At 62.6% G+C, this 21,712-nt stretch carries 16 protein-coding genes and 4 tRNA genes; 13 read left to right on the top strand and 7 right to left on the bottom strand.

Translation table 11 applies throughout. From position 1 onward, the window contains the following. Window positions 1–32: 32 nt before the first annotated feature. On the top strand, window positions 33–1,910 hold the full coding sequence (locus N436_RS14745) for a 1-acyl-sn-glycerol-3-phosphate acyltransferase (protein WP_105945938.1): 1,878 nt from the start codon (window positions 33–35) through the stop codon (window positions 1,908–1,910). 9 nt (window positions 1,911–1,919) lie between these two features. Here the strand turns inward: N436_RS14745 and sugE are convergent, their stop codons facing one another. From sugE to rdgC, 3 genes are all read right to left on the bottom strand, one after another. Next, entirely contained in the window at window positions 1,920–2,237 is a 318-nt protein-coding gene (sugE, locus tag N436_RS14740) for a quaternary ammonium compound efflux SMR transporter SugE (RefSeq protein WP_012270979.1), read from the bottom strand. A gap of 116 nt (window positions 2,238–2,353) precedes the next feature. Continuing rightward, window positions 2,354–3,319 (bottom strand): bile acid:sodium symporter family protein, encoded by a 966-nt coding sequence (locus tag N436_RS14735; protein WP_110741417.1) that lies wholly within the window; start codon window positions 3,317–3,319, stop codon window positions 2,354–2,356. Window positions 3,320–3,504: 185 nt separating this feature from the next. Continuing rightward, on the bottom strand, window positions 3,505–4,425 hold the full coding sequence (gene rdgC, locus N436_RS14730; protein WP_016715497.1) for a recombination-associated protein RdgC: 921 nt from the start codon (window positions 4,423–4,425) through the stop codon (window positions 3,505–3,507). A 215-nt stretch (window positions 4,426–4,640) separates the two neighbouring features. Here rdgC and N436_RS14725 point away from each other — a divergent pair. The 4 genes from N436_RS14725 to N436_RS14710 all read left to right on the top strand — a co-directional run bounded on the left by N436_RS14725 (window position 4,641) and on the right by N436_RS14710 (window position 5,142). Further along, a tRNA-Val gene (locus N436_RS14725) sits at window positions 4,641–4,716 on the top strand. A gap of 13 nt (window positions 4,717–4,729) precedes the next feature. Next, window positions 4,730–4,806 (top strand) — tRNA-Asp (locus N436_RS14720). 170 nt (window positions 4,807–4,976) lie between these two features. Then, window positions 4,977–5,052, top strand: a tRNA-Val gene (locus N436_RS14715). A gap of 13 nt (window positions 5,053–5,065) precedes the next feature. After that, window positions 5,066–5,142, top strand: a tRNA-Asp gene (locus N436_RS14710). Window positions 5,143–5,229: 87 nt separating this feature from the next. On the opposite strand, the gene map is transcribed toward N436_RS14710, so the two are convergent. Continuing rightward, complete coding sequence (gene map / locus N436_RS14705) at window positions 5,230–6,021, bottom strand: type I methionyl aminopeptidase (protein WP_110741416.1); 792 nt, start codon at window positions 6,019–6,021, stop codon at window positions 5,230–5,232. A gap of 321 nt (window positions 6,022–6,342) precedes the next feature. On the opposite strand from map, the gene N436_RS14700 reads away from it, so the two are divergent. The 4 genes from N436_RS14700 (at window position 6,343) to pcaQ (ending at window position 14,567) form a co-directional block, all read left to right on the top strand. After that, the gene (locus N436_RS14700) at window positions 6,343–10,359 is read left to right on the top strand and encodes a bifunctional nitrate reductase/sulfite reductase flavoprotein subunit alpha (protein WP_110741415.1); all 4,017 of its coding nucleotides are present in this window, start codon (window positions 6,343–6,345) and stop codon (window positions 10,357–10,359) included. A 306-nt stretch (window positions 10,360–10,665) separates the two neighbouring features. After that, a complete protein-coding gene (gene nirB, locus N436_RS14695) occupies window positions 10,666–13,218 on the top strand; it encodes a nitrite reductase large subunit NirB (protein ID WP_105945942.1) in 2,553 nt (850 codons plus the stop codon). Next, window positions 13,218–13,580, top strand: a complete 363-nt coding sequence (gene nirD / locus N436_RS14690) for a nitrite reductase small subunit NirD (RefSeq protein ID WP_110741414.1) — start codon at window positions 13,218–13,220, stop codon at window positions 13,578–13,580. The genes nirB and nirD overlap by 1 nt, the downstream gene beginning before the upstream one ends. A 54-nt stretch (window positions 13,581–13,634) precedes the next feature. Next, the gene (pcaQ, locus tag N436_RS14685) at window positions 13,635–14,567 is read left to right on the top strand and encodes a pca operon transcription factor PcaQ (RefSeq protein ID WP_105945944.1); all 933 of its coding nucleotides are present in this window, start codon (window positions 13,635–13,637) and stop codon (window positions 14,565–14,567) included. A gap of 7 nt (window positions 14,568–14,574) precedes the next feature. Here pcaQ and N436_RS14680 read toward each other — a convergent pair whose 3' ends face one another. Then, entirely contained in the window at window positions 14,575–15,864 is a 1,290-nt protein-coding gene (locus N436_RS14680; RefSeq protein ID WP_256589969.1) for a delta-60 repeat domain-containing protein, read from the bottom strand. A gap of 327 nt (window positions 15,865–16,191) precedes the next feature. Between N436_RS14680 and N436_RS14675 the strand changes: the two genes are divergently transcribed. The 4 genes from N436_RS14675 to N436_RS14660 all read left to right on the top strand — a co-directional run bounded on the left by N436_RS14675 (window position 16,192) and on the right by N436_RS14660 (window position 18,506). Next, a complete protein-coding gene (locus N436_RS14675; protein WP_019097094.1) occupies window positions 16,192–16,968 on the top strand; it encodes an FKBP-type peptidyl-prolyl cis-trans isomerase in 777 nt (258 codons plus the stop codon). 288 nt (window positions 16,969–17,256) lie between these two features. After that, the gene (locus N436_RS14670) at window positions 17,257–17,697 is read left to right on the top strand and encodes a YkvA family protein (protein WP_104834133.1); all 441 of its coding nucleotides are present in this window, start codon (window positions 17,257–17,259) and stop codon (window positions 17,695–17,697) included. Window positions 17,698–17,808: 111 nt separating this feature from the next. Further along, window positions 17,809–18,141, top strand: a complete 333-nt coding sequence (locus N436_RS14665) for a helix-turn-helix transcriptional regulator (RefSeq protein ID WP_016715512.1) — start codon at window positions 17,809–17,811, stop codon at window positions 18,139–18,141. Further along, window positions 18,138–18,506, top strand: a complete 369-nt coding sequence (locus N436_RS14660) for a hypothetical protein (RefSeq protein ID WP_016501064.1) — start codon at window positions 18,138–18,140, stop codon at window positions 18,504–18,506. Before N436_RS14665 ends, N436_RS14660 begins: the two co-directional genes overlap by 4 nt. On the opposite strand, the gene N436_RS14655 is transcribed toward N436_RS14660, so the two are convergent. Together N436_RS14655 and N436_RS14650 are read right to left on the bottom strand one after the other, a co-directional pair. Then, window positions 18,488–19,444 (bottom strand): EAL domain-containing protein, encoded by a 957-nt coding sequence (locus N436_RS14655; RefSeq protein WP_110741413.1) that lies wholly within the window; start codon window positions 19,442–19,444, stop codon window positions 18,488–18,490. The two genes, N436_RS14660 and N436_RS14655, sit on opposite strands and share 19 nt — an antisense overlap. Window positions 19,445–19,562: 118 nt before the next feature. Continuing rightward, complete coding sequence (locus N436_RS14650) at window positions 19,563–21,644, bottom strand: carboxy terminal-processing peptidase (protein WP_177410256.1); 2,082 nt, start codon at window positions 21,642–21,644, stop codon at window positions 19,563–19,565. Window positions 21,645–21,712 lie beyond the last annotated feature (68 nt).

Below are 21,712 nucleotides of genomic sequence, written 5' to 3'. Positions count from 1 at the left end.
CTCCAATTGAAAAGCCCTCAGGACCAAGGACGATGAGTCACTCCTCGCAATTCACCTTGCTCGGCAAGCGGCGCTTCCTGCCGTTTTTCATCACTCAGTCACTGGGTGCCTTCAACGACAACCTGTTCAAGCAGTCGCTGATCCTGGCGATCCTGTTCAAGCTCAGCCTGGGCGACGGTGACCGTTCGATCTGGGTCAACCTGTGCGCCTTGCTGTTCATCCTGCCGTTCTTCCTGTTTTCGGCACTGGGTGGGCAGTTTGGTGAGAAGTTCGCCAAGGACGCGTTAATCCGTGCGATCAAGCTGGCCGAGATCGTGATCATGGCGATCGGTGCGCTGGGCTTTATCACCAATCACCTGACGCTGATGCTGGTGGCCCTGTTTGGCATGGGCACTCACTCGGCGCTGTTCGGCCCGGTGAAGTACTCGATCCTGCCGCAGGCCCTGCGCGAAGAAGAGCTGGTGGGCGGCAACGGGCTGGTGGAAACCGGCACCTTTCTGGCCATTCTCGCCGGCACTATCGGCGCCGGGGTGATGATGTCGGCCGACAGCTACGCCACGGTGGTGGCCGGCGGTGTCGTCGGTACCGCAGTGCTTGGCTACCTGGCCAGCCGCTGGATTCCGCGGGCTGCCGCTGCTTCGCCACACATGCCGCTGGACTGGAACATCTTCAAACAGTCGTGGGCCATCCTGCGCATGGGGCTGGGCCAGACACCCGCGGTGTCGCGTTCGATCGTGGGTAACTCGTGGTTCTGGTTCGTCGGTGCCATCTACCTCACGCAGATCCCGGCCTACGCCAAGGACTGGCTGCACGGCGACGGCACGGTGGTGACTCTGGTGCTGACACTGTTCTCGGTGGGCATTGCCCTGGGATCGCTGCTGTGTGAACGGCTTAGCGGGCGCAAGGTGGAGATCGGCCTGGTGCCGTTCGGCTCGTTCGGCCTGACCCTGTTCGGCCTGCTGTGGTGGTGGCACTCCGGCGATGTGCCGGCTGCAGCGGCCCCGCACGACTGGCTGACGCTGCTGGGCATGGGGCAGGCCTGGTGGATCCTGCTGTCGATCGTTGGCCTGGGCGTGTTCGGCGGCTTCTACATCGTGCCGCTGTATGCGCTGATCCAGGCCCGCACGGCCGAGGACCAGCGCGCGCGGGTGATCGCGGCCAACAACATCCTCAATGCCTTGTTCATGGTGGTGTCGGCGGTGCTCACCATCATCCTGCTGGGCCTGGCGGGCTTCACCATCCCGCAGCTGTTCCTGGTGGTGTCGCTGCTCAACATCGCGGTCAACGCCTACATCTTCAGGATCGTGCCCGAGTTCACCATGCGTTTCCTGATCTGGTTGCTCAGCCATTCGATGTACCGCGTGCAGCATCGCGACCTGGAGCGCATCCCCGATGAAGGTGCGGCGCTGCTGGTGTGCAACCACGTGTCGTTCGTCGATGCGCTGCTGTTGGGTGGGGCGATCCGTCGGCCGATCCGCTTTGTCATGTACTACAAGATCTACAACCTGCCGGTACTCAACTTCGTGTTCCGCACCGCTGGCGCCATCCCGATTGCCGGGCGTAACGAAGACCTGGCCACCTATGAACGGGCCTTCGCGCGCATTGCCGAGTACCTGGCCGACGGCGAGCTGGTGTGCATCTTCCCGGAAGGCAAGCTGACCGGCGATGGTGAGATCGATGTGTTCAAGGGCGGCGTCAACCGCATCCTGGAAGAAACGCCGGTGCCAGTGATTCCGCTGGCCTTGCAGGGGCTGTGGGGCAGCTTCTTCAGCCGCGACCCGGCCAAGGGCTTTTTCAAGCGCCTGTGGTCGCGGGTAACCATCGTGGCCGGCGCCGCCATCCCGGTGGAGGCAGCGCAGCCAGAAGCATTGCGCGAGCAGGTCAGCCGCTTGCGCGGCAACCTGCGTTAGGGGAGAGGGTTAGCTGGCGCTGACTTTGAGGCCGACCAGGCCGCAGACGATCAGCGCCACGCTGACCAGCCGTACCAGGGCCATGGATTCGCCGAACAGGATGATGCCGGCGATCACCGTGCCGACGGCACCCACGCCGGTCCAGATGGCATAGGCGGTGCCCAGCGGCAGCTCTTTCATGGCCAGGCCCAGCAGGCCCAGGCTGATGACCATGGCGCCAACCGTAAGCACGGTGGGAATCGGCTTGCTGAAGCCGTCGGTGTATTTCAGGCCAACGGCCCAGCCGACCTCGAACAGGCCGGCGAAGAACAGGATGATCCAGGACATTGGTGTGTCTCCATCGTTTGAATGATGGGGCCGTCCCCGGAATGGTCACGCGGTGCGTCGTGAGGTCGTCCTCACAGTGGGCAATATAGTGCACATGTGTGGCCTTCCAGGCAACATCAATGCCTGGCTGGTTCACCACCTTCGGGCTCGCCTGCAGGCGCATCCATCCGCCGGAACCAGGTCGAAAGCAACGCCCCTGAAATGTTATGCCAAACACTGAACAACGCACTCGGCACTGCAGCCAGCGGCGAGAAGTGCGCTGCCGCCAGTGCCGCGCCCAGCCCGGAGTTCTGCATGCCTACCTCCAGCGCCAGCGACTTGCGCTGGGCCAGCGGCAGCTTGCACAGCTTGCCGGTCAGGTACCCCAACAAATAGCCGAAGCTGTTGTGCAGCATCACCACCGCCATGATCAGCAAGCCGGACTCGGCGATTTTCGCCTGGCTGGCCGCTACCACGGCGCACACGATCATCACGATGCTCACCACCGACACCAGCGGCAATACTTGCACCGCTGCCTGCACCCGTGCGCCGAGCAAGCGCTGAGCCAGCACGCCGAGCACGATTGGCAGCATGACCAGTTGCAGGATCGACCAGAACATGTCCATGAAGGACACCGGCAACCAGGCCGAGGCCAGGAACCAGATCAGCGCCGGGGTCAGTAACGGGGCCAGCAGCGTGGTCACCGCAGCAATCGCCACCGCCAGCGCCAGGTCCCCGCGGGACAGCCACACCATCACGTTCGACGCCGTACCACTCGGGCAGCAGCCGACCAGGATCACGCCCACGGCAATTTCCGGTGGCAGGTGGAACAGCTGGCACAGCAGCCAGGCCATGCCCGGCATGATCACGAAGTGCGCGACCACCCCCAGCATCACCCGCCAGGGCTGACGGGCGAGGGCGGCAAAGTCGTCGAGCTTGAGGGTGAGCCCCATGCCGAACATCACCAGGCCCAGCAGCGGCACGATAGCGACCTTGAGGGCGATGAACCATTGCGGTTGCAGGAAGGCCAGCACGGCAAATACCAGCACCCACAGGGCGAAGGTATTGCCGACGAAGCGGCTGAGGGCGGCGAGGGCACGCATGGGGGCAATTCCTTTTCTATTTATAGCTTTGTGAATTTCGAGGGCCCTATCGCCGGCAAGCCAGCTCCCACAGGTACGCCACAGTGTTCAGAACCTATGGTGTACCTGTGGGAGCTGGCTTGCCGGCGATAGGGCCAGTACTGGCTGAGGACATTCCTCAGGCAGCACCGGCATTTCAAGACACATCAGACCCCTTGCGGAATCTCCTCCCCACCCAGCGCTTCGAACAGCACCGGCAGGAACTCGGCAAAGGTCATCATCATCAGCTGGAAGCTGGCATCGAACTGCTGCGCCGCCTCATCACCACCATCCTGCTCGGCCTGCTCCTGCAGCAGCTCTTCGAACTTCAGGCGCTTGATCACCATCTTGTCGTCCAGGATGAACGACAGCTTGTCCTGCCAGGCCAGGGCCAGCTGGGTCACCACTTTGCCGGTGCTCAGATGCAGCTGGATTTCCTCGCCGGTCAGGTCCTGGCGTTTGCAGCGCACGATGCCGCCGTCTTCGGCGGTGTCGCGCAGTTCGCACTCGTCCAGCACATAGAAGCCTTCGGCGGCCTGTTGCGACTTGACCCAGTCGGTCATGGTGGCAACCGGTGCAATTTTTACCGTGGCCGGGCGTACCGGCAGCGAGCCCATCACTTCACGCAGGGTCGACAGCAGGTCTTCGGCACGCTTGGCGCTGGCCGAGTTCACCAGGATCACACCCTGGCGTGGGGCGATGGCAGCGAAGATCATCGAACGGCGGATGAACGCGCGCGGCAGGAAGGCCTGGATGATCTCGTCCTTGATCTGGTCGCGTTCCTTTTTATAGACCTTGCGCATCTGCTCGGTCTCGATCTCTTCGACCTTTTCCTTGACCGCGTCGTTGACCACGCTGCTTGGCAGGATGCGTTCTTCCTTGCGCGCGGCAATCAGCAGGTACTCGCCGCTGACATGCACCAGGGGAGCGTCTTCGCCTTTGCCGAACGGCGCGACGAAACCATAGGTGGTCAGCTCCTGGCTGGCGCAAGGGCGGGCCGGCTTGCTGGCCAGGGCGGCTTCCAGCGCTTCAGGCTCGAACGGGACTTCCTGGGTCAGGCGGTAGGTCAGCAGGTTCTTGAACCACATGAGGGGCAACTCTCCTTAATGCATAAGGCGGGCATTATTCTCCGTGTAGTGATCTGAGACCAGCCCTGTCTCAGGGCCAGCAGCGGCTTCTGCTTCAAAGAAACACCCGGCAACGCTAGGTCTTTGAAAGGCATAAGGTTTTTTTTGAAAAAAGTTAAAAAAGAGCTTGCCAGGGTGCAGGGGCGTCCGTAGAATGCGCGCCACACCGAGACGAAGGGTGATTAGCTCAGCCGGGAGAGCATCTGCCTTACAAGCAGAGGGTCGGCGGTTCGATCCCGTCATCACCCACCACTCGATGTATAGCGCAGCGGTAGTTCAGTCGGTTAGAATACCGGCCTGTCACGCCGGGGGTCGCGGGTTCGAGTCCCGTCCGCTGCGCCATATTCCACTTCCAGGGCCCACTGAACACCCGGAAGTAACAGAGAAAGCGACCTTAGGGTCGCTTTTTTTGTGCCTGAAATTAAGTGCTTGATCGTTTTTTGAAAAAACTGCGATAAGTGCTTGCCAGAGCGCCAACTCGCCCGTAGAATGCGCGCCACACCGAGAGACATGGGTGATTAGCTCAGCCGGGAGAGCATCTGCCTTACAAGCAGAGGGTCGGCGGTTCGATCCCGTCATCACCCACCACTCGATGTATAGCGCAGCGGTAGTTCAGTCGGTTAGAATACCGGCCTGTCACGCCGGGGGTCGCGGGTTCGAGTCCCGTCCGCTGCGCCATATTCCACTTCCAGGGCCTACTGAACACCCGGAAGTAACAAAGAAAGCGACCTTAGGGTCGCTTTTTTTGTGCCTGAATTTCAGGTGTCAGTGTTCTTCTTCCCGCAGCGTCAGCACCTCAAACCCTTCCTCAGTCACCGCTACCGTATGCTCCCACTGGGCCGACAGGCAGTGGTCTCGGGTAATCACCGTCCAGCCATCCTTCAACGTGCGCGTCCCACGCCCACCCTGATTGATCATCGGCTCGATGGTAAACACCATTCCCGGCTTGAGCTTCATACCCATGCCACGCTGGCCGATGTGCAGCACTTCCGGCGCTTCATGCATCTGCTGGCCAATGCCGTGCCCGCAGTATTCGCGCACCACGCTGTAGCCCGCTGCTTCGGCATGGGCCTGGATGGCATGGCCGATATCGCCGAGCGTGGCCCCGGGGCGTACCTGTTCGATGCCTTTCCACAGCGCATCGTAGGTAGTGTCGACCAGGCGCCGGGCTTCGTCGCTGATTTTCCCGATGCAGTACATCTTCGATGAGTCGGCGATGTAGCCGCCTTGCTCCAGGGTGATGTCGACGTTGACGATCGAGCCTTCCTTCAACACTTCATCGACCTTGGGTATGCCGTGGCACACCACGTGATCCACCGAGGTATTGAGTGAGTAGGGGAAGCCGTACTGGCCCTTGCTCGCAGGCCGCGCCTTGAGTGTGTCGACGATGAACGCATCGGCGCGGTCGTTGATTTGCATCGTCGTGATGCCGGGGCGGATGAAACTGTCGAGGTCGGCGAACACCTGGGCCAGCAGTTGGCCGGCGCGGCGCATCAGGTCGCGTTGGGCGGGGGTCTTGAGGATCACCTGGGACATGGGGAGAGGGCGGTTGCTCATGCTGGAATGTGCCCCAGCATAGCGCCAGGGGACCTCGGGTTGCCACCGCGTGGTGCGAAACCTGTGCTGGCCTTTTCGCGGGCACGCCCGCTCCCACAGGTACGGCGCCGCCCTCAGGCCTTGCAATATCCCTGTGGGAGCGGGCGTGCCCGCGAAAGGGCCGGTACAGCTGGCCCATTAATTGCTGACTCACTCTTCATTCAGGGCCATCAACGTCGACAGCCCACAAAACCTCACGACAAAGGCGCCGTGTTGCCCCTCGCTTGCATCAGCAAGCCGGGGCAGCCGGCGCCTTTTTGCGTTCCCCACAGGAGCCCGCCCATGGCCAACAGCGAAGTACGCAGCGTCTGCCCCTATTGCGGCGTCGGCTGTGGCATCGTCATGAGCGTTGCCGACGGCAAGGTCAGCAAGGTCAGCGGCGACAAGCAGCATCCCAGCAACTTCGGCCGCCTGTGCACCAAAGGCCTCACTGCGCACCTGCCGCTGACCGCTGCCGGGCGTATGGAAGACGCCTATGTACGCCAGCAGCGTAACCAGCAGCCGGTACGCACCGGTATCGATCAGGCCATCGCCGAAACAGCCGCACGCCTGCGCGGCATCATAGACCAGCACGGCCCCGACGCCGTGGCGCTGTATGTGTCCGGGCAGATGTCGCTGGAAGCCCAGTACCTGGCAAACAAACTGGCCAAGGGCTTTATCCGCACCCGCCACATCGAGTCCAACTCGCGCCTGTGCATGGCCAGCGCCGGCAGTGGCTACAAGCTGTCGCTTGGCGCCGATGGCCCACCCGGCAGCTACCAGGATTTCGAGCACGCCGACGTATTCCTGGTGATTGGCGCCAACATGGCTGACTGCCACCCGATCCTGTTCCTGCGTTTGCTCGACCGGATCAAGGCCGGTGCGAAGCTGATTGTGGTCGACCCTCGGCGCAGCGCCACCGCCGACAAGGCCGACCTGTTCCTGCAGGTACGCCCCGGCAGCGACATGGCCTTGCTCAACGGCTTGCTGCACCTGCTACACCGCAACGGCCATACCAACCCTGACTTCATTGCCTGCCATACCGAAGGCTGGGATGAACTGCCAGCCTTTCTCGACGACTACCGCCCCGAGCGCGTGGCTGCCATCACCGGGCTGGCCGAGGCCGACATCATCAAGGCCGCCGAATGGATCGGCGGTGCCGGCAACTGGATGAGCTGCTGGACCATGGGCCTGAACCAGAGCATCCACGGCACCTGGCACACCAATGCGATCTGCAACCTGCACCTGGCCACCGGCGCCATCTGCCGCCCCGGCAGCGGGCCGTTCTCGCTGACCGGTCAGCCCAACGCCATGGGCGGCCGTGAGATGGGCTACATGGGGCCGGGCTTGCCAGGCCAGCGCTCGGCGCTGGCGGAAGACGACCGCGCCTTTGTCGAACAGCAATGGCAACTGGCACCTGGCAGCCTGCGCCGCGAAGGCGGCGAGGGCACGGTGGCGCTGTTCGAACAGATGAAGGCCGGCGAAGTGAAGGCTTGCTGGATCATCTGCAGCAACCCGGTGGCCAGTGTTGCCAACCGCCAGCAAGTGATCGACGGCCTGCATCAGGCCGAGCTGGTGATTACTCAGGACGCTTTCCTCGACACCGAAACCAATCGCTACGCCGACATTCTGCTACCGGCCGCGCTGTGGGCCGAAGGCGAGGGCGTGATGATCAACAGCGAGCGCAACCTTACCCTGATGCCGCGCGCCGTCGAGCCGCCAGGGCAGAGCCTGCCGGACTGGCAGATCATTGCCCGCGTGGCTTGCGCCATGGGTTATGCCGACGCCTTCGATTACGCCGATGCCGAAGCGGTGTACGAGGAAATCCGTCGCTTCCATAACCCTGCCACCGGGTACGACCTGCGCGGTATCGGGTATGCCGAACTGCGTGAGCAACCGCGCCAGTGGCCTTGCGCGCCTGGCCGTGACAGCGACCGCAGCCCGTTGCGCTACCTGAATGACGGCAGCAGCCAGGCGCTGCTGCACGATGCCCAGGGCCAGCGCCCGGCGTTGGCCTTCCCCACCGCCAGTGGCAAAGCCCGTTTCTTCGCCCGGCCTTGGTTGCCGGCACCGGAGTTGCCTAATGACGACTACCCCATGGTGCTGAATACCGGCCGTGTGCAGCACCAGTGGCACACCCTGACCAAGACCGGCAAGGTGCCGGCATTGAACAAGCTCGAGCCCGGCCCTTTCGTCGAAATTCACCCCGAAGATGCCGCCCGGCTGGGCGTTGCCGAGAAAGACCAGGTGGCCATTCGTTCGCGCCGTGGCCAGGCCGTGCTACCCGCACGCGTCAGCGACCGGGTCATGCCAGGTAACTGCTTTGCACCGTTCCACTGGAACGATGTGGTCGGCGAGCAACTGGCAATCAATGCCGTCACCTGCGATGCGGTTGACCCGCTGTCGCTGCAACCCGCGTTCAAACACTGCGCCGTGGCCCTGGAGCGGGTCGCAGGCGAACGCATCGATACCCTTGAACTGAACACTGCCATTGCGGAGCCAGCCCGTATGCCAACTGCCACCCTGTCTCGTCTGCTTGGCCTGGACACCCTGCCAGCCCCGGTGTTGGCAGAAGAAGAGCGCCATTACCTGCAAGGTTTTCTGCTGGGCCTGGACCAAAGCCATGCCGAAGGCGTACCCAGCCTGCCGGCCAGTGCACCGCTGGCCGCCAGCCGTCGGTTGTTCGTCGACGGCTTGCTGGCCGGTCTGTTTGCCCAGCCTGCGGCGTTGTCCGCTGCGGCGTTGCCGGCGCCACGGCATCAAGTGCTGTGGGCCTCGCAGACCGGTAACGGCGAACTGTTGGCCGAGCGCTGTGCTGAACGCTTGCGCGGTGCCGGCCTGGAGGTGCAGCTCAGTTGCATGGAGGCCGTCAGCCCGCGCCAGCTACAAGGCGCCGCCAGCGTGCTGCTGATCGCCAGCACCTTTGGCGATGGCGACGCGCCCGACAGCGCCGGGGCATTCTGGCAGGCCTTGCAGGGCGAGGAGGGCACCCTCTGCGCCGAGCTCCCCTATGCTGTGCTGGCCTTGGGTGACTCAAGTTACGACCAGTTCTGCGGTTTTGGCCGCAAACTCGACCAGCGCCTGGCTGAGCTGGGTGGGCGGCGCTTGTTGCAGCGGGTGGACTGCGAGCCCGACTTTGACGAAGCGTTCGCCGGCTGGCTCGAAGCGCTGCTGCCCTCGCTGGGCACTGCTGCCGCACCACAAACGGTCAATGAGCCTGCGCCGGTCACGATCTATGGCAAGCAGCAACCCTGGGCCGCCGCCCTGGTGGAAAACCGCCTGCTCAATGGGCCCGGTGCAAGCAAGGAAACCCGGCAACTGGTGTTCGACCTGAGCGGCAGCGGCTTCAGCTACGCCGCTGGCGATGCCCTGGGCGTATGGCCGCGCAATTGCCCGACGCTGGTCGATGAACTGCTGGCGCTGACGCAGCTCGATGGCCAGGCCATGGTCGAGTTGAAAGGCCAGCCTGCCATGCCACTGGCTGAAGCCCTGCAAGCGCATCTGGAGATTGCCAAGGTGACCCCGCAACAACTGCAGGCCTTTGCCGGCAGTGCCCCGGACCTGCAGCGCCTGTTACAGCCCGAGTGCAAAGCCGAGCTGCAGGACTGGCTGTGGGGCCGGCAGCTGGTCGATGTGCTGCGTGCCTTCCCCCAGCAACTGCCGCTGGCCAGCTGGCTCGACCTTCTCAAGCCGTTGCAGCCACGGCTTTATTCGATCAGCTCCAGCCCATTGGCGCATCCGGATCAGGTGCACCTGACCGTTTCCACCGTGCGTTATGGCGAGCGTAAAGGCGTGTGTTCCAGCTTTCTGGCCGACCGTGCCCAGGCGCTGAAGGTAGCCATCTTCCCGCAGGTGTCGAAGCACTTCCGGCTGCCCGAGGACGACAGCGTGCCGGTGATCATGGTTGGCCCTGGGACTGGCATTGCACCGTTTCGTGCGTTTCTGGAAGAACGGGAAGCGCGGGGCGCGAAAGGGGGCAACTGGCTGTTCTTTGGCGAGCAGTACGCGGCGACCGATTTCTACTACCAAGACCAGTTGCAGGCTTGGCAGGCAAGCGGCCATCTGCGGCTGGATACCGCGTTTTCCCGTGACCAGGCCGAGAAGATCTATGTGCAGCAGCGCATGCTCGAACAGGGCGCGCAGATGTGGCAATGGCTGGAGGCGGGGGCGTACTTCTACGTGTGTGGTGATGCCCAGCGCATGGCCAAGGATGTGGATGCGGCGTTGCGTGAAGTCATTGCCGAGCATGGCGGTGTGGATGCGGATGCTTATATGGAGGGCTTGAGCAAGGCCAAGCGGTATCGGCGGGATGTTTACTGAAGTGCTCCAGGATGGGGAGCGTTGCACCTTGAATGTGCATTTGTTGTGCTGGCCCTATCGCCGGCAAGCCAGCTCCCACAGGTTTGTCACTGCCCTTGAAACCTGAGGCGGACCTTGTGGGAGCTGGCTTGCCGGCGATAGGGCCGGAACAGGAAACAGCAATTGGCACACTCCCTGCTTTACCCCAGCTACAACAAAGCCCACTGATCAACGGCGATCAACCCGGGCCCCCTACCGTGATGAATACAGGCAAAGGCGCCTGGAGCTTCGGCTCCAGGCGCTTTTTTTTTGATCGAGGATCGGCTTATGAAGGCAACAGCGAGCAGCGGGCAACGAGAGCGACTGGTCATCGTCGGCAACGGCATGGTCGGCCACCATTGCGTCGAGCAACTGGTCAGCCGCGGCGCCCACGAGCGCTTCGAACTGCACGTGTTCGGCGAAGAGCGCCAACGCGCCTACGACCGCGTACACCTGTCCGAATACTTCGGCGGCAGCTGTGCCGAAACCCTGGCCCTGTGCGAGCATGATTTCTACACCGCCAACGGCGTGCACCTGCACCTTGGCGAATGCGTGCTGGAAATCGACCGCGAACGCTGCGAAGTGGTTACCGCCGAAGGCCGGTACGGCTACGACCAACTGGTACTGGCCACCGGTTCGTACCCCTTCGTACCGCCGATCGAAGGCTCCAGCGGCAACGCCCGCCTGGTCTACCGCACCCTCGACGACCTCGATGGTATCCGGGCTGCCGCTGCCAGTGCCCGCCGTGGCGTGGTGGTTGGTGGTGGACTGCTTGGCCTGGAAGCCGCCAACGCGCTCAAATCGTTGGGCCTGGAAGCCCACGTGGTTGAGTTTGCCCCACGCTTGATGCCGGTGCAGCTGGACGGCGAGGGCGGTGCCGCGCTCAAGGCACAGATCGAAGCGCTGGGCGTGGGCGTGCACCTGTCCCGCGCCACCCAGTCGATCAGCGATGGTGAAGCCTATCGCTACCGTATGAACTTCGAGGGTGGCGAGCACCTGGAAACCGACCTGATCGTGTTCTCTGCCGGTATTCGTCCGCAGGATGCCCTGGGCCGTGCCAGTGGCCTGGACATCGCCGCGCGTGGCGGGGTGGTGATCGACAACCACTGCCGCAGCAGCGACCCGCGCATCTTTGCCATCGGCGAGTGCGCCTCGTGGAACGGCAGCGTGTTCGGCCTGGTCGCCCCAGGCTACAGCATGGCACGCAACCTGGCAGCGTTGCTGATGGGGGAAGCAGCGGTCGCGTTCACCGGTGCCGACATGTCGACCAAGCTCAAGCTGCTGGGCGTGGATGTCGGCTCGATCGGTGATGCCCACGGCGCCACACCAGGTGCGCGCAGCTACCGCTTCATCGACGAAGCCAACAGTGCCTACCGCCGGCTGGTGGTGGATGCCAGCGGCAAGCATGTGCTGGGTGCGGTGCTGGTGGGCGACAACAGCTACTACGATACCTTGCTGCAGTATGCCCAGAACGGCATCGCCCTGCCGGCCGACCCGGCCGCGCTGATTCTGCCGCAAGGCGGTGGCGCGCCGGCCTTGGGCGCCGATGCACTGCCGGACAGCGCGACCATTTGCTCCTGCCACAACGTCAGCAAGGGGGCGGTGTGCGCCGCCATCGACAGCGGCTGCAGCGACCTTGCCGCAGTCAAGGGGTGCACCAAGGCTGCCACGGGCTGCGGGGGTTGTGCCGCCTTGCTCAAGCAGGTGTTCGAGCATGAACTGACGGCCCGTGGCGTCGCGGTGGACAAGAGCCTGTGCGAGCACTTCGCCTACACCCGCCAGGAGCTGTACGGGCTGGTGCGGGTGGAGGGCATCCGCACCTTCAGCGAACTGCTCGAACGCCATGGCAAGGGCCATGTGGGGTGCGACATCTGCAAGCCGGCAGTGGGCAATATCCTCGCTTCGTGCTGGAACCAGCCGATCATGGACCCGGCGCTGGTGCCACTGCAGGACACCAACGACACCTTCATGGCCAACATGCAGAAGAACGGCACCTACTCGGTAGTGCCGCGCATCCCCGGTGGTGAAATCACCCCTGACAAGCTCATCGTCATTGGCCAGGTGGCCAAGAAGTACGACCTGTACACCAAGATCACCGGCGGCCAGCGCATCGACCTGTTCGGCGCCCAGCTGCACGAACTGCCGCTGATCTGGGGAGAATTGATCGAGGCCGGCTTCGAAACCGGCCACGCCTATGGCAAGTCGACCCGCACGGTGAAGTCGTGCGTCGGCAGCACCTGGTGCCGCTACGGTGTGCAGGACAGTGTCGGTATGGCCCTGCGCCTGGAAGACCGCTACAAGGGGTTGCGCAGCCCGCACAAACTCAAGTTCGCGGTATCGGGCTGCACCCGCGAATGCGCCGAGGCGCAAAGCAAGGACATCGGCGTGATCGCCACCGACAAAGGCTGGAACCTGTACGTGTGCGGCAACGGCGGCATGCGCCCACGGCATGCCGAGCTGTTCGCCACCGACCTGGACGACGAAACCCTGGTACGCCTGATCGACCGCGTGCTGATGTTCTACATCCGCACGGCCGACAAGCTGCAGCGCACTTCGGTGTGGCGCGAGAACCTGGAGGGCGGGCTTGATTACCTGAAACAGGTGATCATCGATGACAGCCTGGGCCTGGCCGGCGAGCTTGAAGCGCAGATGCAGCATGTGGTGGACCAGTACGAATGCGAATGGGCCAACGCCCTCAACGACCCGGAAAAGCTCAAGCGCTTCCGCACCTTCGTCAACGACCGGCGCGCCGATCCGGACGTGCACTTCGTGCGTGAACGCGAACAACGCCGGCCCGCTGCGCCGCTGCACCTGATCCCCACTGTAGAGGAGGCTGTCTGATGAACCTGTCCAATGCTGTTGTGCAAACCCGGGAGAACTGGCAAGCGGTGTGCCACGCGCAAGACCTGGTCGCCGACTCCGGGGTGGTGGTGTGGCTCGACGGGGCCCAGGTGGCGTTGTTTTACCTGCCGGGGCAGGCCCAGCCGCTGTACGCGGTGGACAACCGCGACCCGCGTTCCGGCGCCAATATCATTGGCCGTGGGCTGGTGGGCAGTGTGCAGGGCGAGCTGGTGGTGGCGGCGCCGCTGTACAAACAGCATTTCAGCCTACAGAGCGGGGTGTGCCTGGAGGACGCCGGGCAACAGCTGCGGGTGTGGCCGGTGCGCTTGAACGGTGAGGCTGTGGAGCTGGCAGTCGCCTGACGTTCATCTGCCTGCATAGGTCATCTGCATGCGGCAATGCGTTAAGCTTGCCGCATGAACCTCGACACCCGCATCAAATACCGCCACCTGCTGTGCTTTCTGGAGATTGCCCGGCAGGGCAGCCTGGCCAGGGCTGCCGACGTGCTCGCCATCAGCCAGCCGGCCATTTCCAAAACCCTCAAGGAACTTGAAGACCTGCTGGAAACGCGCCTGTTTGCGCGCAGCCGACAGGGTGTCGAACTGACCCCGGCCGGCACGCGCTTCATGCGGTATGCCGGGCCCAGTGTGCAGGCCCTGCGCGATGGCGTCAGCAGCCTGCGTGGTGAGGCGCGGGCGCCGTCGCAGGTGCGCATCGGCGTGCTGTCGACGGTCGAGGGCCTGCTTATGCCCGAGGTGCTGTGCCGCCTGCACCAGCGCCATGAAGCGCTGGTGATCAGTGTAGTCACCGGGGTCAGCGCTCAGCTGCTTGGCCAACTGCGCCTGGGCGAGCTGGAACTGGTGGTCGGGCGCATGACCGACAGCCCGCAGATCCAGGGCCTGTCGTTCGAGCACCTGTACAGCGAGTCGATGAGCCTGGTGGTACGCCCGGGCCATCCGCTGCTGGCCGGCACACCCGTCGAGCGGGCCCAGGTGGGGCGTTATCCGCTGGTGTTGCCGCCAGCGGGCACCACCATCCGCCAGCATGCCGACAGCCTGTTCGTGCAATGCGGCATCCAGATGCCGGCGCAGCGCCTGGAAACCCTGTCGCTGGCGTTGAGCCGGCGCTACCTGCTGGGCAGCGATGGGCTGTGGGTAGCGCCACGCGATGCGGTGTTGCTCGACCTGCGCCGTGGCGAGCTGGTCGAGCTAGACCTGGGCGTGCGTGAACCAGGTGGCTCGGTGGGCATTTGTCGCAATGCCGCCTTGCCGCAGAGCCTGCCGGGGCAGTGGGTGTGCGAGGTGCTGCGTGAGGTGGCGGGGCAATACCGCGAGGGTAACTACCCCTGAGTATCTCTTAACCCAATGCCAAGGCGAGCACTACAGCAGCCACCTGATTTTGCGCTGTGACATTCACATCGCCACAAACCAGCAGGCGTTTACTGGCGGGAACGAAGGCGATCGATGAGTTGCCATCCATGTAAAAACCAGGGTTCGGTGGGGTAGCCCCAAACGAACCATGTCCCCAAGGCGAAACGAACGTAGTGTCGAGTGTGCCATCGGCCAGGTAGCGGACCGCCCGGTTATGGTTATAGAAGCTGCCTACCCCCACCAGGCGCCCTTCGTGCTCGATCATGTGGTGCCACATCCCGGCGTTGGCGTCGAAGCGGACAGGTATCCCCTTGTTGAATACCTGGTCGGGCGCTCCGTTGCTGGTCAACCGGATAATCTCTGGCTGCACGCTTTCATCCGCGAGCATATGCCCTCCGCATAGCGTGACCAGTGACGACACATTGCTGCACGACAGGCCCCGATAGAAGGTGGCGTTTTCTGATTTGAAATGGCCACCTTCGCCAAAGGAAGTGTCCAGTTGGCCTCTACTGTTGATGGCGCTCAAGACCGAAAACATGTCGGCGCCTTCGCCTCTCAAACTCAGCAACAGGATGCGATCGCTTTCAGCATGCTTTGTAGCGATAAGGCTGGTTATGCCGGCACCGTACCCAGGTAAGTGCGACTCAAGGTCTAGCACCCCCCCATTACCGAAGTTCGGGTTCAGGGCGCCGTCCGCTGACAGGGCGACGAGGACGGCCTTGAATCCGGGCGTGTGGCAGGCAATGACGTAGCCATCAGAGAGTGTGGCGGCGAAGAGAAACGTCAGCCGCTCGGCGGTCAGTTGGTCGCTATCGACAAATCCAGTGCTGGCGAAACCCTTGTCTAGCTCTCCTGTGTTCTTGAATCTCCAGAGCCGGTTGGCGGCTTCGGACACTCCACCCAGGCAGAGCAGGTTGCCCTCGTGATCTTCCATGAGGCTGGAGGGCGTAAAGGTCTTGTCCTCGCCCATGAGCGATCCAAAGTCGACAGTGAAGCTGTGATCTCGCTTGCCGTCGCCATCCAGCAGCCAGACGGCGCTTTTGAACACCTGGGTTTCTTTATGCGATTGAAGTGCGCACGCATAGTAGCGGTCTTGTCGAACGTGGCTTTTCAGGATGTCAGTGCACACGCCAGTTGATTTAGTCTCCTGTTCCAGCAGGTAGGCGTAGCCGTCTTTACCGAAGCTCTGGTCTATAGGGGCACCACTAAGTGCTTTCAATGAGTTGCGCTCAGGCGTGGATTGTTGAAGAAGAGATGAGATGGTTGGTCGTGTCATTGGGGTTAACCTCTGGCTGGTCACGATTTGTGCCTACCCGCACTATTGAAAGCGCCGGCCCTCATCCGATCTACTGGCATAAATGACAGGTCTCTTGCCCCCGGGAATGGAGGGCAGTGCGACAAAAAATTGCGGCAAACCCCAGGCGATTTGTGCGCCAAGCGTCAATACTGGCCAGTGGCTGTATTGACTTGGATGAATAAGCGTTTAACTACTGAACTTCCTTACCAAAACCCGCTCCTATGCCGGTAGCCATTGGTCATGGCCGCCTGCTAAGCTCGCGGCTTTACCCTGATTGCCCTTATGGCGCATGAACAAGGAAATAGCATGAAACAGCATCGTTTGGCGGCTGCGGTTGCCCTGGTAGGCTTGGTACTGGCTGGCTGCGACCAACAAGCTAGCAGCCCCGAGCTGAAGACTCCGGCAGAGAAAGCCTCCTACGGTATCGGCCTGAACATGGGCAAGAGCCTGGCTCAGGAAGGCATGGAAGACCTTGATTCGAAAGCAGTGGCACTCGGTATCGAAGACGCCGTTGGCAAGAAAGAACAGCGCATCAAGGATGAAGAGCTGGTAGAAGCCTTCACCGCGTTGCAGAAGCGCGCCGAAGAACGCCTGGCCAAGGCCAGCGAAGAAGCGGCCTCTGCTGGCAAGAAGTTCCTCGAAGAAAACGCCAAGAAACCAGGCGTGGTCACTACCGCCTCGGGCCTGCAGTACGAAGTGGTCAAGAAGGCCGACGGCCCTCAGCCCAAGCCTACTGACGTGGTTACCGTCCACTACGAAGGCAAGCTGATCGATGGCAAGGTGTTCGACAGCTCCGTCGAGCGCGGCAGCCCGATCGACCTGCCCGTCAGCGGCGTGATCCCGGGTTGGGTCGAAGGCCTGCAACTGATGCACGTTGGCGAGAAGTACAAGCTGTTCATCCCGGCTGAACTGGCCTACGGTGCACAAAGCCCAAGCCCGCTGATCCCGGCCAACTCGGTACTGGTGTTCGATCTGGAACTGATCGCCATCAAGGACCCGGCCCAGCTGCAAGGCGCCGAGCCGGAAGCCGAGGCCCCGGCCGAAGCTCCTGCAGAAGCGCCCGCTGAAGCACCCGCCAAGTAATACTGGCAGGTTCTTGCAAAACGCCCCGTCCTGACGGGGCGTTTTCGTTTACGACGATTGGACGAACCTGTAACTGCTGATACTGTCCGAGGAAATGCAGCTTGTTGCTGTAGGATGTTTCTGGCGCAAATCGTTTGCGGCCAGCTACCCACGTATTGAAACGGCTGTGTAAAAAACGCCCGATCTGACCGGGGCCCTTGCCTGGCAGGCACCCGGGGTCAGAAACGTGGCCCTGTTCACAAGGTTATCCACAATAAATGTGGATAACCTGTTCCGCGTGGAGGCTCCATGAGCGCACCTTGGAATTTCGCCCGTTTCCTGCCCTTGGCCGAGCGCTTGCTCAGCCGTGGCCGGTTGCCGGCCCTGCTGTTCGCCGTGGCCCGCAAAGGCCCGCGCATCGGCCAGTTGCGCGAGGACGTGAAACTGCTTCAGTCGCTGTGCCTGGCATGGTGGCGCGGCGAATACCGTGCCATCAGCCCCAAGGCCCTGGTCACCATCGTGGCCGGCCTGCTGTATTTTGTCAGCCCTATCGATGCCATCCCCGACTGGCTGCTGGGCGTGGGCTTCCTTGATGACATTGCAGTGTTGGGCTGGGTATTGAAGACCGTGGCCGATGAGCTGGCGCGCTTCCGGGCCTGGCGCGACAGCCAGGCACCCGAGCGGCTGCGTGTGGTCGAGCGCCTGCCCGCAAGCCCCGAAGCGCTGCGCCTGGAGCGCAATACGCAGTGAAAAACGCCTGAACTGCACCTCAACCGGACAGACCCCGGAGTTGGTAATATAATTGGCATAAGGGTTATGCCTACGGATTACATGCTGTAATCCTTTTTAAAGGGGTTTGTAATGGGTATTCAGGTCATCAGCCGGGACGGTCAACCCGAGTACGCAGTCGTTCCCTGGGAGCAGTACCAGGCGCTGCTCAAGGCCGCAGGGCAGGCACCTGCCGAGGCCGTTGTCAGCGAACAGGCCGCCGCCGTTGCGCCGTTGCCGGCGTTCAGTGAAGTTGCACAGATTCGCCAGGCCAAGGGCATCGCCCCTGAGCAGCTGGCGCGCAATGTCGGGGTAAGCCCGGCTTACCTGGCCATGATCGAATCAGGCGAGCGCCAGCCGGATGCAGCCATCCGCCGCGCCTTGGCCTGGCACTTGGGGGTGGCTGGCTGGAGCGAGCCATCATGAGCCAGGTCAGGATCAGCCGTCAGCACTGGGACAACCTGCTGGGCGAGCTTGACCTGGCCCGCCGTCAACGTCACTTGCTGACCTACCGAGCGCTGATCGAGCGCTTGCAACTGCCCAGCCCGGCCATGCAGACGCTGACCGCCGCGCTGGAATACCTGGCAGTGCTGGATGCCCGTGCCGAGCAGCCGCTGCGCAGCTCGCTGGTGATCAGCCAAGGCGCCAGCCGCTTGCCGCGTACCGGCTTTTTTGAATGTGTCGAACGGCTGGGGCGGTTTGCCGGGCCGGTCGATGGCATGGAGGCCGCTTCCTGGCATGCATCCGAAGTGGTTCGGGTGTTTGAGTACAGCTACCCCGAAACAGCCTGATTCTTTGCCTGTTCCGGCGATAGAGCCGGAACAGGTAAGGAATGCCTGTGAATCAAGCCACAAGGCCTGCCATCGGCATCAACCACCTCCAATACATCCAGGTGCTGGTGTCGGCCAAACAGCTCCAGCAACTGCCCGATCGTGGCATTCAAACGCACCGTCGGTTGCTCGGCCGCCGGCGTGTTCATCAGTATCGGTAGCTCGCGCACCCCCAACTCCTGCGGCCGCCCCAGCAGGTACCCCTGCACAAGGTCCACCCCCATCTCCCTCAGCACCGCCAGTTCCTCCGCAAGCTCAATCCCTTCGGCAATCACCTGCGCCTTCGACGCCCGGGCAATCTGCAGGATCGAGCCAACGAACTCGCGCTTGAGCGGGTCGCGGTGGATACCGTCGATGAAGTGCCGGTCGATCTTCACGTACTCAGGGCGCAGCTCCGACCACAGCCGCAGGCTGGAATAGCCCGCCCCCAGGTCGTCGATGGCAATCGAAAAGCCCATGTCGCGGTAATGGTGCAGGGCATTGGACAAGAGCTGGAAGTCGTCGGTGGGGGTGTGTTCGGTCAGCTCGATCACTACCCGGCTGGGCGGCAGACCGACCTGTTCCAGCAGTTTCAGGGTCAGGCCGGACGGGTAGTGTGGCTCCAGCAGCGATTCTGGCGAGATGTTGAGAAACAGCTTGCCCTGCAATTGCTGCTCGCTGAAGCGCCGGCAGGCGCTTTCCCGGCAGACGGCTTCCAGTTCGGTCAGGCGGCCAGCCTGGCGGGCGATGGTAAATAGGTTCAACGGCGCGTGCAGCGGGCTGTTGGACGGGCCGCGGCTCAGCGCTTCATGGCCGAACACCCGCTGTTCGCTCAGGCACATGATCGGCTGGAACAGGCTGTGAATACTGCGTTGAGCCAGGATGGCACTCAAGGCACTGAGCTGTTCGGCAACGGTCATGACGTATTCCTGAAAATGAAAGGGCCGGGCATCTGCATGCCCGGCCCTCGTATTTCACGACAGCGCGATGACTGTTTGATGACAGGTCACATTATTCTGCCATCATCGTTGCAACGCCTTACTTCTTGGCCACCTTGGTGCTGGCACTGAGGTAGTCGATCAGGATGCGACCGGTTTCCGACAGGTAGGCGTCGTCTTCCGGCTTGGTGTTTTCATCCTCGGTCGGCAGCGCGTCCTCGTCTTCTTTCTTCAGCTCTTTGAGCGGCTCTTCACCCTTGGCCTTGCGGCGGATGTTTTCCAGTGCCAGCTGCTTGGCCTCGATGTCATCGTGGCGCGCACGGCGCTCCTGCTCGTTGAGGCTGACGGTTTTTTCGTTCATCAGCTTCTGGGTCAGGGCCAGGCGGTCGCGGATGTAGGTGAACTCGGCATCCTTGTCGCTGCGCGCTTCATGCTGCGCCTTGAGCTGGGCCAGGAACGGCTTGAACGGGTCGGCCGCAGGCTTGACCACCGGGCGGATGGTGTCCCACGGCATGGCCTCGGGCAGGGCGCTCTCGCCGATTTCCTTGGTGTCGATGATCGACGGGTAGTCGATGTCCGGCAGCACGCCCTGGTGCTGGGTGCTCTGCCCGGAAACCCGGTAGAACTTGGCCAGGGTCAGCTTCAGCTCGCCATGGTTGAGCGGCTGGATGGTCTGCACGGTGCCTTTGCCGAAGGTCTGGCCGCCGATGATCAGCGCGCGGTGGTAGTCCTGCATGGCACCGGCGAAAATCTCCGAAGCCGAGGCAGACAGACGGTTCACCAGCAACGCCAGCGGGCCTTTGTAGAAGGCGCCCGGGTTTTCGTCTTCCAGCACGTCGACGCGGCCGTCGCTGTTGCGCACCAGCACGGTCGGGCCTTTTTCGATGAACAGGCTGGTCAGCTCGGTGGCTTCCTGCAGCGAGCCGCCACCGTTGTTGCGCAGGTCGATGACCACGCCGTCGACTTTCTCTTTCTGCAGTTCGGTGAGCAGCTTCTTCACGTCACGCGTGGTGCTCTTGTACTCAGGGTCACCGGCGCGGTAGGCCTTGAAGTCCAGGTAGAAGGCCGGGATCTCGATGATGCCCAGCTTGTAGTCACGCCCGTCCTGCTTCAGCTTGAGCACCGACTTTTTGGCTGCCTGCTCTTCAAGCTTCACCGCTTCACGGGTGATCGACACGATCTTGCTGGTCTGGTCGCTAGGTGCATTGCTGGCGGGGATGATCTCCAGGCGCACCACCGAGCCTTTCGGGCCACGGATCAGCTTGACCACTTCGTCCAGGCGCCAGCCGACCACGTCGACCATTTCCTTGTTGCCCTGGGCCACGCCGATGATCTTGTCGGCCGGGGCCACCTGCTTGGTCTTGGCTGCCGGGCCTGCCGGCACCAGGCGCACGATCTTGACCTGGTCGTTGTCGCTTTGCAGCACCGCACCGATGCCTTCGAGCGACAGGCTCATGTTGATGTCGAAGTTTTCGGCGTTGTCCGGCGACAGGTAGTTGGTGTGCGGGTCGTAGGACTGGGCGAAGGTGTTGATGTAGGCCTGGAAGATATCCTCGGCACGGGTCTGGTCCAGGCGCGCCAGCTGGTTCTTGTAGCGCTTGGTCAGGGTTTCCTGGATCTGCTTGGGTTCCTTGCCGGCGATCTTCTGGCGCAGCACCTCATCTTTGACGCGTTTGCGCCACAGGTCGTCGAGCTCGGCCTGGTCCTTCATCCACGGTGCGTCCTTGCGGTCGATCAGCAAGGTTTCCTTGGTGGTGAAGTCGATCTTGTCCACGCCTTTATTCAGCTCGGCCAGGGCGAAGTCCAGGCGTTGCTTGACGCGGTCGAGGTAGCGTTTGTAGATGGTGAAGCCCGGGTCCAGGTTACCGCTCTTGAGGAAATCGTCGAATTGCGTTTTCCACTTGTCGAACTCGGCAATGTCGGCGGCGGTGAAGTAGCTGCGCGCCGGGTCCAGCAGCTTGATGTAGCTGTCGTAGATGATGACCGAACGGGCATCGTCCAGCGGCGGCTTGCTGTAGTGGTGGCGCTTGAGCAATTCCACCACGTTGAGGCTGGCGACGATCTCGTCGCGGTCCGGCTGCAGGCTGTCCCATTTGTTGGCGGCCGCCGCATTGCCGCCGAGCGTGAGGCTGCCAAGGCCGATCATGACGGCGAGGGCGGTGCTTGGTAGGAAATGCTTCATGCTGATTCGACGTGGAGGCAATTGATCACGCATAGTAGGCCGTCTTTTCCGTTGCCGGTTCCATGGAG

Origin of the sequence: Pseudomonas sp. RV120224-01b (assembly GCF_003208145.1) — a bacterium.
GTDB lineage: Bacteria > Pseudomonadota > Gammaproteobacteria > Pseudomonadales > Pseudomonadaceae > Aquipseudomonas > Aquipseudomonas monteilii.
The sequence above is the reverse complement of the archived record's forward strand: the minus strand, read 5'-3'. Positions and strand labels throughout refer to the sequence as shown.